Origin of the sequence: Metabacillus fastidiosus NBRC 101226, assembly GCF_001591625.1 — a bacterium.
GTDB classification, from domain to species: domain Bacteria; phylum Bacillota; class Bacilli; order Bacillales; family Bacillaceae; genus Metabacillus; species Metabacillus fastidiosus.
In genome coordinates this window covers 1-11,968 of sequence record NZ_BCVG01000110.1, presented here as the reverse complement: position 1 = coordinate 11,968, position 11,968 = coordinate 1, and the positions used below count along the sequence as shown (strand labels likewise).

Below are 11,968 nucleotides of genomic sequence, written 5' to 3'. Positions count from 1 at the left end.
CAGCGACTTTCCCTTTTTATCAGCGACTTTCCCTTTTTATCAGCGACTTTCCCTTTTTATCAGCGACTTTCCCTTTTTATCAGCGACTTTCCCATCACATAAAAAAGCTGGAGCTCAAGCTCCAGCTTTTTTATCCAATATAGCGATGATAAATTGTCTTTGCTTCTGCAACATCTTTCGTTCCATGGATAAGCGCCCTGCCGTCTTGGAATAAAACGAGGCGGTGTTTATCTACTGAGAAGGAAAGTAAAAATCCATTTTCTAAAAAAGTATCTGCGATTGGCTTTACTCTTTTTGCAATTGTTACGAAGTCAAATTTTTTCTCTGATCCTTCTGGCGGACGGATTTGAACTGTATCTCTTCCGCATAACACAGCAACTTTTGCTTCCTTATCTGCTGTTAAATAAGGATAGACAGGATTTTCTCCACATGTCGGGCATGCATCATTTTTTAAACGTTCCATGTTAATAGAAGAATACTGATTTTTCCACAAATCGAATGAAACTAGTTTCTTGCGGATGTTTTCTTTATCTTCGACGAGAATTTTTAATGCTTCTGTCGCCTGATGTGCAACAACCGTTGTCACTGCTGGAGAAATAACACCAACAGTATCACATGTCATCCCGTCAAATGGGATGTGTTTTAATAAACAATGCAAGCAAGGTGTTTCATGAGGAATGATCGTAAATGACAGACCATAGCTTCCGACAACTCCACCATATATCCATGGAATATTATATTTTAACGAAGCATCGTTTATAAGCAAACGAGTTTCAAAATTATCTGTACAGTCAAGAATAACATTTACACCTGTTAACCAGTCCTCAATATTTTTAGAACTGACATCATCTACATAAACATTTATTTTCACTTCAGAGTTAATTTGTGATAAATGATTTTTTGCAGCGATAGCTTTTGGCAATCTTTCCTCTGCATCATTTTCTGTATAGAGCTGTTGTCTCTGGAGATTGCTCCATTCCACATAATCACGGTCAATAATCGTGATTTCTCCGATACCAGCTCTCACTAAAATTTCTGCATTTGCTGTACCAAGTGCACCTGCCCCGACTAATAATGCGTGCTTTCCTCTTATTTTTTCTTGTCCTGCTTCACCAACTGGACTAAATAAAATTTGGCGTGAATATCGTTCCATTAAGTTGTAATCATTCCTTCTGTCGGACTGCTAGCTGTTGCATATTGTTTCTTCGGAATTCTGCCAGCTTCGTAGCCAAGTCTTCCCGCCTCAATTGCAAGCTTCATAGCGATCGCCATTTTCACTGGATCTTTTGCTGCTGATACAGCTGTATTTAAAAGAACCGCATCTGCACCGAGTTCCATTGCAAGTGCTGCGTCTGCCGGTGAACCAATACCTGCATCAACGATAACCGGTACGCTTGATTGTTCAATAATAAATGAAATATTGACTGGATTTAAAATACCTTGTCCAGAACCGATTGGTGATGCACCAGGCATGATTGCGTGAACCCCTAATTCTTCTAATCTACGAGCTAACACAACATCATCTGAAGTATACGGTAAAACAATAAATCCTTCTTCTAACAGCATTTCACTCGCTTTTAATGTTTCCACCGGGTCAGGAAGCAATGTTTTATCACAGCCGATAATTTCAACTTTAATCATATCGCATAAACCTGATGCTTTAGCGAGCTTCGCAATTCGAACAGCTTCTTCTGCCGTTTTCGCACCTGCTGTATTTGGTAGCAGTGAATATTTTGATAAATCTAACTGCTCAAGAAAATTCGGCTGGCTTGGTTCAAAAATATCCATTCTTCTTACAGCGAATGTTAAAATTTCCGACTCCGATTTTGCCACAGCTTCTTTTTGAATTTCAAATGACGGATATTTCCCTGTTCCTAATAATAAACGTGATTTAAACTCTTTATCTCCAATTTTAAGCATCTAATCAGCCTCCCCCAACGAAGTGAACAAGTTCAATTTCGTCTCCTTGATTTACTTCTCTAGTATCGTAATCTTCTTTACTAATAATCTCTTTATTTTGTTCAACAATTACAAGCCTGTTCTCAAGCTCATAATGTGAAAGCAAATCAGTAATAACACGGATACTTGATGTAAGTTCTACATTCTCTCCGTTAAGTTTGATAACCATCAAACCCACCTCATCTTTCATTATTTTACTCCTAGTTTCAGCTTTCTTACTGCTTCTTTTGGATTATCACTTGATAAGACATATGACATTACTGCCATTCCAGCCGCTTTTGCGGCGCTAATTTCAGCTGCCTTCTCAGGAGTAATTCCACCGATTGCAATTACCGGGATATTCACAGCTCTACAAACTTCCTCAAGTGCCGAAATTCCTCTTCCTGGGAGATTCACTTTAGAGTTCGTTGCGAATATATGGCCAAAAAGCAAATAATCAGCACCTTCTGCCTCACATTGAATCGCTTCTTCCACAGAATGAATAGAACTGCCGACTCTCATTTCAGGATAGTTTGTCTTTACTTCTTTAATCGAAAAACTGTGACCTGGTAAATGGATATTAGGAATATTCCTCATTAAAGCGACATCGAGTCTATCATTTATGACTAGTTTTCTCTTATCGACACCACTATCTGAAAGTCTTGTCACTAATTGAACGAGCTCTCTCGCTGTCTTTGTTTTCTCCCTAATATGAATATAGTCTGCTTCTTGATGAAATTCAGTAATAACTTCAACTAGTTCATCAACTGTCTTTTTCCCATCGGTTATAACATGAATTTCCATACAATCAAACCTTTCTCGAAAAAAGCATCAATGTCTCGTACAGTCCAAGCTATATCATGCACTGCTGCAATCTTGAACAGAAATACGTGTTTCTTCAATTAAAAAGCAGGTAGACTACAATAGAGAAACCATACAAAAAAACCACTATCCTAACATAGGAGAGTGGTTTGTGCCTAATATATCCGCAACCCACTTCCCTACGCTGGCATAACCCAGATCAGGTGATAAGAGTCTCAAAGGCACACTTTGATCTCAGCCTTTCATAAAAAGGCACCTCTAGCGGTAATTCATTTGTATATAGTAAAACTCCCTATTTATACGAGTTTTACTTTCTATTCTATCATAACAAATTTGTCGAAAGTTTCAAGAAAAAAGTATTCTATCGTTTTAACTATATTGCAGCTCTTCTTTTAATTCATTTACATATTCCACTTGCCCTGTAACAATAAGACGATCACCAACCATCAATTCTGTATCACCATGAGGAACGATGGAATCTTTTCCTCTGAAAATCCGGACAAAAATAATATCCCCGGTAAATGGAAATTGTCTCAGTGAAATTTTATTATACTTTGAATTATTCATATTGATTTGATAAAGCATATTTTCTGCATTCGTTAGCATTCTCATAATACTTGGCGCTTCAACGAGGGCACGGACTATTGTTTTCGTTGAAAGAAGAACAGAAACAATATCAATTTGATTTTCTTTCATTGTTTCAATTAAATCGGGTGAAGTAACACTAGCGATTACTCTCTCTATCCCATACTCCCTTGCATGAAGAGCAATTTCAGCATTCTTATTTTCATCCCCGGTGGCAGCAACGATAATATGGGCATCAAACACATTATTCTCTTTCAGCGTATCAAACGCAAAATCATTTATTTCTTGTAAATTAAAAAGCGATTCATCCGCTTTTTTATCAATTGACTCTTGCTTTACATAGTAAATAGTAGTCTCATATAAATCGGAATTTAATTCCCTCGTAACGGGAAGTGTCATCTGATTTGCTCCAAGGAAAATAACTTTCTGCTTCTGTGCCCGTGTTAATTGTTTCGGGAATAGCTTCCTAAAGAAAATCGGTGTCACGATACTCGTAATAACAGCGACTAAAATAAGTGCTCCCGACATTTCTGATGTAATAATTCCTATTCTCTCTCCAATCGTTGCAGACGCAATAACAAGTGAAAGGGTCGATGTTAGTAAAAATCCTGCCGCTAATGTTGTTTTCATATCATACCAGCGTCTTAAATAAAGAATTGGAATAATCTTCGAAATGAGTAAACTAAGAAATAACAGCGGAATTAATAAAATAATTTTCGGATTTTTAAAAAGAGACCAAATATTTAGTTTCACTCCGACCATAACGAAGAAAATCGGAATTAAAAACCCGTAGCCAAATGAATCGAGCTTTTGTACCATTTCCTTATTAGGTGATAATAGGGAAACGAGCACTCCTGCCAAAAAAGCTCCGAGAATATTTTCAGCACCAATCGTTTCTGAAATAGCTACTAAAACGATGATTAATGTAAATACAGCTCTCGTTCCAATTTGAATCGTTCCTTTGGACAATGTGTCAATAAAAGAACGATTTTGAAATGTCTTCCCAATAAAATAAAGAGCCACACCTGCAGCAAATAAAATTAACAAAAGCCATGTGTTACTATTTCCACTATCATAAATAGAAGCAAAAACAGCTAGAAGAATCATCGTCACCAAATCTGCAATAACAGCAATTAGAAGGATAATTTGCCCTATATTCGTTTTCATAATTTTCGCATCTTTCAATGTTGGGACGACAACACCGAGTGAGATTGTTGAAATAATCAGAGTCATTAAGAACATATTTTCAATAAAACCTGCTACTGTAAATGCATAAGATAAAAGAAAAGAAAGGGCAAAAATCCCTAGAAAAATAACAGTTGCTACTATAAAACTATTCGGAACAGTTTTTCCAGATGGCAGTTTTTCTTTCTTTCTTCCACTGACAAACGCTGAAAAATCAATTTCTAAGCCGCTTAAAAACATAAGGAAAATAAAACCAAGAAGGGATAATGTTTCCAACCACATATCTTGTTCAACTAAATTAAATCCGCTTTTTCCAATAATCAAGCCCATTACAATTTCCGCAACAACTACTGGAATAATATTTAGTTTAAAACGATGTAATAAAATCGGTGTTAAGAAAGCGACAAGAATAACGATCACTAATGATGTTACAGACGCTCCGTGCATATAACCCCTCCTTTTATTAATCAGTTTTTCCTATAACAAATACTGCATAAACATCGTTGCCATACCGAAATAAATTAAAATACTAATAATATCATTAATCGTTGTAATGAAAGGACCTGAAGCAACAGCTGGATCAACTTTTAATTTATGCATAATTAAAGGAATGAAAGCCCCTGCAATTGTCGCTACTGTTAATGTCACTAAAATAGAAATACCAACTAATAAGCCAAGGAAAATATCTTTCTGCCAAATAAAGACGACGATTGTTACGACGATACCACATATGGAACCAGTGATGAGCCCCGTGCCCGCTTCTTTAAAAATAAGTTTTAATTTACTTTCTTCTTCAAAATCTCCAAGTGTAATTCTGCGGACAGCTACAGCCAAAGCTTGAGTACCTGTATTACCTGCCATCCCTGCAATTAGCGGTATAAAAACAGCCAGAATAGCGACTTTATTTAATGTTTCCTCGAAACGTCCAATTAAACTCGCAGTAAACATCCCTAAAAATAATAAAATAATGAGCCAAGGCAGCCTTTTCCTCGCCGCTGAAAATGGTCCGCGATCAATGGAATCAACATCAGATACTGCCGCAAGCTTTGAATAGTCCTCACTAGCCTCTTCGTCGATAACATCAACAATATCATCGACTGTAATAATTCCTAATAAATGCTTTTCATTATCAAGAACGGGTAACGCTAAAAAATCATAATCCATTATTTTTCTCGCTACCTCTTCCTGATCTTCCATGACATTTACGGAATATACCCGTTCATTCATTAATTCAGAAATCATCGTCTCATCATCATGAATAATTAAATCTCTTAATGATATAACACCGACAAGCTTATTATCTTCATCAACGACATACACATAATAAATCGTTTCTGCATTCGGTGCTTCTTTTTTTAGAATTTGCATTGCAGAATGAATCGTTTGATGGGCGTGGATGGAAATATACTCTGTCGTCATAATACTTCCGGCAGTATATTCTTCATAATGAAGCAATTCGCGAATATCTTCAGCAGCTTCATCATCCATAATCTTCAAATAATTCGTTACCTGCTCTTTATCAAGCTCATTTAAAACATCAACCGCGTCATCAACATACATTTTTCCAATCATTTGTGCTGCGAATGTCGGATCCATTTCTGCTAAATACATTTCATATTCATCATTATCAATTTCGATATTTTCAAAGATGGTTGCCATCTCATTCGGTGAAAGAAACTGATAAACGATCATTCTTAATTCAGCATCAATTTTAATAAAAAACTTTGCCTGATCATAAGGATGCTGGTCAAGAAAGGTCTTTCGAAACTCCTCCAAATTTTCATGCTCTAATGCCAACAGGAGTGTTCCTTCTTCCAGTTCTACTTTTTCACTTTCATCAGCCATAAAGGTATCCTCCCTTCTGCTTTCCATAATTTATCCTTACATAGTTCATACTAATAGTGTAAAATGACTTATGAAAACTTTCCCTTCATATTTTATACGAATTAATAAAACTAAACCAAACATCTTTTAAAGATGTAATGAAAATTTTATATAAAAAGAGAAAGGCAGAGCTATGGAAAAAGAAAAAATTCCACAACAAGTTGATTATACACTGATTTTTATTATGTTTTTAATGGCAATTGTCAGTACTTTAGCTATTTATAGTGCTCAAGCTACATTACCCGAAAAACTGCAAGTCATAAACTTTGCCGCAAGACAAATCCAATGGTATATCATTGGAGGAATTGTCGTTATCGGTACAATGATTATTGATTATGACCGTTTCAAACAGCTTTCTTGGTATTTATATGGATTTGGGATGCTTTTGCTCCTTGGACTTGAAATATTACCTCAAGGAATTGTCCAAACAATAAAAGGTGCGACAAGCTGGTATAACCTCGGTCCGCTTGGAAACTTCCAGCCTTCAGAATTAATGAAAATCATTATGATTATTGTCTTGAGCAAGCTCATTACGGATCATCGGGAAAAATATCCAAACAGTGATATACAAGATGACTTTTTACTGATCGGGAAGATTGCTTTAGCTGCTGCACCTCCACTCTTTTTACTTTATAGACAGCCTGATATGGGAATGAGTATGGTTTTTTGTGCCATTATCGGCTCGCTCATCATCGTATCTGGAATTAAATGGAGAATTATTTTAAGCTTTGTTGGTACAGCAGTATTCCTAGCTTCAACCGTGGTATTTATTTTCTTTCAATTCCCAAAATTTTTTAATGATTATATACTAAATGGAAAATTATACCAACTAGACCGCTTTTACGGCTGGTTAAATCCGTATGAATATGCTGGAGAGCAAGGTTTCCAGCTCGTCAAGTCATTGCTTGCTATCGGTTCAGGTGAGCTGAAAGGTAAAGGATACCAAAACTTAGAAGTATACTTACCTGAGGCACATACGGATTTTATCTTCTCTATTATTGCGGAACAATTCGGATTTATAGGCGGCAGTATCGTCATTTCTTTATTCTTCTTACTTATTTATCGCATGATTCACATCGCATTGGAAAGCAATGAACCATATGGAAGCTATATATGTACTGGTATTATCGGAATGATTACATTCCAAGTTTTCCAGAATGTCGGCATGACAGTCGGCTTGCTGCCAATTACAGGTCTCCCATTGCCATTCATTAGCTATGGCGGAAGTTCACTTGCAACATATATGATCGCAATCGGCCTTATTTTAAATGTCAGATCAAGAACAAGAAAATACATGTTTGACTAACTTTTATAGATGTATTCATAAAAAATCGGAGCTTACTCAAGGTAAGCTCCGATTTTTATTTTAATATTTCCTTCATATCAAAAGGCAGCTCAGTTGAGAAACTTATCTCCTTCTCTAAAAAAGGATGCCAGAAACAAATATGTTCACTATGCAGAGCTTGTCTGTTTATTTCCGTTCGCATTCCTCCATATAAAGTATCTCCGCATAAAGGATGCCCCATTGATGAAAGATGGACGCGGATTTGATGTGTACGTCCTGTCTCAAGCTTTAATGACAGCAATGTTTTATCATCAAATCTTTGTAAAACACGGTAATGGGTAACTGCTGTTTGTCCGTCAGAGCGGACTTCTCTTTCAATAATACTGTCTGCTTTTCGACCGATCGGTTCATTAATGATACCAGTATCATTTTCTATAATACCGTGAACAATTGCCGTATATGTTCTCTCAATTCGTTTGTCCTTTTGCTCTGCTGAAAATAAGGAATGTGCAAAACGATGTTTGGCAATGAGCATAATTCCCGATGTATCTTTATCAAGACGATTTACAATATGAACCGTCGATGGAATATCATTTTCTTCATAATAATCAGCTAAACCATTTGCAAGTGTCCCTGTCTGATGTTCACGTGACGGGATCGACGGCAAAAATGGCGGTTTATTGATGACTAGACAATGGTCATCCTCATAGACAATTTGAAACTCAAGCTTCTGCCTCTTTAGTCCATCACTTCGTTTTTCTTCCGGGAAGATGACAGTAAGTATTTCACCATCCTTTAATAAATGGCGCACATTCACATCTTCCCCATTTACTTTAATTGCTCCGCCAGAAAACTTAATATCAGTTAAAGCACGTTTGGAAATTCGCTTTTCCTGTAAAAACTCGCGTACAAGCTTTCCCTCTTCTACTTTAGTCATTGTCCATTGTAACCGGAATGATTTCATAGCATCTCACTAACGGTCAGAATATCCAATGAAGGAATCTCGGACCCTGTTCCAAAATGGAAAAGGTTTAATTCTTGCAAAGCGGACTTTTTCATTTGCGACACGGTACTGAATCGATCTTACATCTTTATGAAGCAATGTTAAATGATCGATCGTAATTTGGAAATCGACATCAGTAACAGGTCTTAGCACACATGGGTGGTGTTCAGGTAAAAGAAGCGGTGAACCGATAGTTCTGAATACACGGTTATTTATTGATGCCATTTCCGCTAATTGAATCGCACGAATGGACGGATGAATAATTGCCCCGCCTAATGAGCGGTTATATGCTGTACTTCCAGATGGTGTGGACATACAAAGACCGTCCCCCCGAAACGTTTCAAACTTTTCTCCTTTGATTTCAATGTCCATCACCATTGTGCCCTCAATACTCTTTACTGTACATTCGTTCAGTGCAAGATATCTTGCTTCTCTCGAACCGTCATTGTGGCTGATTACTACTTCTAAAATTGGATATTCCACAACGGAATAGTCATCCTTTGCAATCGCCATAACAAGCTTTTCAATTTCCTCCGGCTTCCAATCTGCATAAAATCCAAGATGTCCGGTATGGACTCCAATAAAAGCGGTTTTACCTAGGCGGCTGCGGTAACGATGAAAAGCGTATAATAATGTTCCATCACCACCGACAGAGATAACGATATCTGGCTGGTCCTCATTATATTCTAAATTAAAATCCAGCAAATACGTCCTCATCTTTTGCATAAGAGTATTTGAAACCGAATCTCCCCTAGTTGTAATCGCAAATCTCATCGAAAGCTTCTCCTTTATTATTCAGATTCTTTTGCATCTGTTTTTCTTAAAAAAATAGCCTGTGCCTCTTGAATTTCACCACGAATTTGAGACATTTCCCCATCAAGCGAATAGGCTGCTTCCGCTGCACGCTGCAATCGTTCTTTCACATTTTGTGGAATATTTCCACTATATTTATAATTTAATGAATGCTCAATCGTTGCCCAGAAGTTCATTGCTAACGTTCTAATTTGAATTTCCACTAAAATTTTCTTTTCACCTGAAATTGTTTGAACAGGATACTCTGCTACGACGTGATAAGAGCGATAGCCACTCTCTTTTTTGCTCGTAATGTAATCCCGCTCTTCAATGATCTCTAAATCATTTCGTCTTTTTAACATTTCCACAACATATTTAATATCATCAACAAACTGACACATCATTCGGAGACCTGCGATATCCTGAATATCTTCAATTGGAATTTGCTTTTGTTTTGCTTTATTTAAAATACTTGAAATAGGCTTAACCCTGCCGGTCACAAATTCAATTGGGGAATTGACATGTTCAAGCTCATACTCTGTTCTAATTCCTCTTAATTTTACTTTCAGCTCCTCAACTGCTTGTTTATAAGGCGCTAAAAATAACTCCCATTCTATATTTCTCATATAACTCCCCCTTTGTATGACGATTAAGGCTGTATCAATAATTGCTAAGAGGGCAATATTCACTCATTACATTATTCTCTCCTGGTTTCTTAAAGAGAAAATAATTCAACAACCTTTCTTTCTAACTCCTCACCATAGTTGCCATTATCTTTAATATTGTCTAATAAAAACGATAATTCATCAATGACATTTATTAACTCAATTTGTTTGTTATTTACCTGTACATATACAGGAAGCTCTTTTATTTTTGCTTCATCTAATTGCTTCCACATAGTATATGGGATACCTACATAAACGTACTGCTCACTCGTTTCTAAAATATATATAAATGCGAGATTATCTGAATCAACGAGCATTTGTCCCTTTGCCTGCAGTTCATTCTCATCATTTTCATATTGATCAGCTTGTAAAACAAGCATATTATCAACAATTTTCGCATCTTTTATGGTAATTCTACTTTGCATGAAAAATCTCCTTCCAAATCACTTTCTGAGATTATTCTACCATATAAAAACTCATCATGATAAGATTGCTTCATTATTCATTTCAAGAGATAATGAGAAAAATATCCTCAAAGCTGACAATAGACGAAAGGAACTAATTAAAATGGTCCAAGAAATTGAAATAGAATTTAAAAACCTTCTTACAGAAGAAGAATTCTTCATGCTTTTGAAATTTTTCCATCTGAAAGAGGCTGACTTTTTCGAACAGGAAAACCATTATTTTGACACAAAACAATTTGCCTTAAAAGAACATCATTCTAATTTAAGAATCCGGCAGAAAGATGGGAAATATATTCTTACTTTAAAAGAACCGGCACCTGTTGGTATTCTTGAAACACATGAAGAACTAACAGAAATAGAAGCGAGGAAATTTATAGAACAAGGTGAAATACACGAAGGTCAAGTAATCGAAAGAGTAAAAAATATGGGTATTAATATAAAGGAAATAGCTTATTTTGGCTCTCTTTCTACACGAAGGGCAGAAAAAAAGGTAGAAGACAGCTTAATAGTTTTAGATCATAGCCGATATTTAAATAAAGAAGATTATGAGATAGAATTTGAAGTAATAAATGAAATTACCGGCAGGGAAACATTCCTGCAGCTGCTGCAAAAATTAGACATTCCAATTCGTGAAACCAAAAATAAAGTAAGACGTTTTTATGAAGAGAAATATCGTTCTCTAACATAAAGGAGGGAAAGTAAATGAAGATTGATTATTTTAGGACGATGCTTGAACTGCAGGCACTACGCAATTTTTCTGGGCAAACAAATGAATCTAGCCTTGAACCAATAATGGCTGATTTTAAAGAAGCTCTCCTCTCATTTATGAATTCAAATTCAGAGGAGGAAGTGAAGACAGAAGCGAGTAAGCCATTGTCACCTATGTCAAATTATTCTCCTTTAGAAATAAAACTTGCTGAACAGCAGCCAATTCAAAATGGCTCAATTGACGATATTATTCGATCAGCAGCAAATAAATATGGAGTTGATGAAAAACTTATTCGTGCTGTTATAAAGCAGGAATCCGGATTCAATCCAAATGCCAAAAGTCACGTCGGTGCAGCCGGATTAATGCAGCTCATGCCCGCAACAGCAAGATCACTCGGTGTCACAGACTCATTAAACCCTGCTCAAAATGTGGACGGCGGCACAAAGTACTTAAAAAAAATGCTTGATCGCTATGACGGGAATGTTCACCTCGCTCTTGCTGCATACAATGCGGGTCCTGGGAATGTTGATAAATATGGCGGCATACCACCGTTTAAAGAAACACAAAATTACGTTCGGAAAATAACAAATTCATATATGGCTTAATAAAGTGAAACTTTCATCAATGGGGGTTTTC

At 36.4% G+C, this 11,968-nt stretch carries 13 protein-coding genes and 1 riboswitch; of the genes, 3 read left to right on the top strand and 10 right to left on the bottom strand.

What is annotated here, in order from left to right; translation table 11 throughout:
* Positions 1-130 precede the first annotated feature (130 nt).
* The 6 genes from BFA01S_RS18335 to mgtE all read right to left on the bottom strand — a co-directional run bounded on the left by BFA01S_RS18335 (position 131) and on the right by mgtE (position 6,375).
* Positions 131-1,153, bottom strand: a complete 1,023-nt coding sequence (locus tag BFA01S_RS18335) for a thiazole biosynthesis adenylyltransferase ThiF (protein ID WP_066234136.1) — start codon at positions 1,151-1,153, stop codon at positions 131-133.
* Entirely contained in the window at positions 1,153-1,920 is a 768-nt protein-coding gene (locus tag BFA01S_RS18330; protein WP_066234133.1) for a thiazole synthase, read from the bottom strand. Before BFA01S_RS18330 ends, BFA01S_RS18335 begins: the two co-directional genes overlap by 1 nt.
* A 4-nt stretch (positions 1,921-1,924) precedes the next feature.
* A complete protein-coding gene (thiS, locus tag BFA01S_RS18325; RefSeq protein ID WP_235843064.1) occupies positions 1,925-2,149 on the bottom strand; it encodes a sulfur carrier protein ThiS in 225 nt (74 codons plus the stop codon).
* The gene (gene tenI / locus BFA01S_RS18320) at positions 2,149-2,742 is read right to left on the bottom strand and encodes a thiazole tautomerase TenI (RefSeq protein ID WP_066234130.1); all 594 of its coding nucleotides are present in this window, start codon (positions 2,740-2,742) and stop codon (positions 2,149-2,151) included. The genes thiS and tenI overlap by 1 nt, the downstream gene beginning before the upstream one ends.
* A 177-nt stretch (positions 2,743-2,919) precedes the next feature.
* Positions 2,920-3,030: riboswitch (TPP riboswitch) on the bottom strand.
* A 99-nt stretch (positions 3,031-3,129) separates the two neighbouring features.
* Positions 3,130-4,977, bottom strand: coding sequence for a monovalent cation:proton antiporter family protein (locus tag BFA01S_RS18315; RefSeq protein WP_066234127.1), 1,848 nt, complete (start codon positions 4,975-4,977; stop codon positions 3,130-3,132).
* A 30-nt stretch (positions 4,978-5,007) separates the two neighbouring features.
* Entirely contained in the window at positions 5,008-6,375 is a 1,368-nt protein-coding gene (gene mgtE, locus BFA01S_RS18310; RefSeq protein ID WP_066234124.1) for a magnesium transporter, read from the bottom strand.
* A 172-nt stretch (positions 6,376-6,547) separates the two neighbouring features.
* Here mgtE and BFA01S_RS18305 point away from each other — a divergent pair, with 172 nt between their 5' ends.
* On the top strand, positions 6,548-7,720 hold the full coding sequence (locus BFA01S_RS18305) for an FtsW/RodA/SpoVE family cell cycle protein (RefSeq protein ID WP_066234122.1): 1,173 nt from the start codon (positions 6,548-6,550) through the stop codon (positions 7,718-7,720).
* A gap of 55 nt (positions 7,721-7,775) precedes the next feature.
* On the opposite strand, the gene BFA01S_RS18300 is transcribed toward BFA01S_RS18305, so the two are convergent.
* The 4 genes from BFA01S_RS18300 to BFA01S_RS18285 all read right to left on the bottom strand — a co-directional run bounded on the left by BFA01S_RS18300 (position 7,776) and on the right by BFA01S_RS18285 (position 10,584).
* Positions 7,776-8,663, bottom strand: a complete 888-nt coding sequence (locus BFA01S_RS18300) for an RluA family pseudouridine synthase (RefSeq protein ID WP_066234120.1) — start codon at positions 8,661-8,663, stop codon at positions 7,776-7,778.
* Between the two features lie 9 nt (positions 8,664-8,672).
* Positions 8,673-9,476, bottom strand: a complete 804-nt coding sequence (locus tag BFA01S_RS18295; protein WP_066234118.1) for an NAD kinase — start codon at positions 9,474-9,476, stop codon at positions 8,673-8,675.
* A 17-nt stretch (positions 9,477-9,493) separates the two neighbouring features.
* On the bottom strand, positions 9,494-10,120 hold the full coding sequence (yjbM, locus tag BFA01S_RS18290; protein ID WP_066234115.1) for a GTP diphosphokinase: 627 nt from the start codon (positions 10,118-10,120) through the stop codon (positions 9,494-9,496).
* 89 nt (positions 10,121-10,209) lie between these two features.
* Complete coding sequence (locus BFA01S_RS18285; protein ID WP_066234112.1) at positions 10,210-10,584, bottom strand: UPF0738 family protein; 375 nt, start codon at positions 10,582-10,584, stop codon at positions 10,210-10,212.
* Positions 10,585-10,726: 142 nt separating this feature from the next.
* On the opposite strand from BFA01S_RS18285, the gene BFA01S_RS18280 reads away from it, so the two are divergent.
* The gene (locus BFA01S_RS18280) at positions 10,727-11,311 is read left to right on the top strand and encodes a CYTH domain-containing protein (protein WP_066234139.1); all 585 of its coding nucleotides are present in this window, start codon (positions 10,727-10,729) and stop codon (positions 11,309-11,311) included.
* Between the two features lie 14 nt (positions 11,312-11,325).
* Positions 11,326-11,937 carry a lytic transglycosylase domain-containing protein gene (locus BFA01S_RS18275; protein ID WP_066234109.1) on the top strand — a complete coding sequence of 204 codons (612 nt, stop codon included), beginning with the start codon at positions 11,326-11,328 and terminating at the stop codon, positions 11,935-11,937.
* The last annotated feature ends 31 nt before the right edge of the window (positions 11,938-11,968 follow it).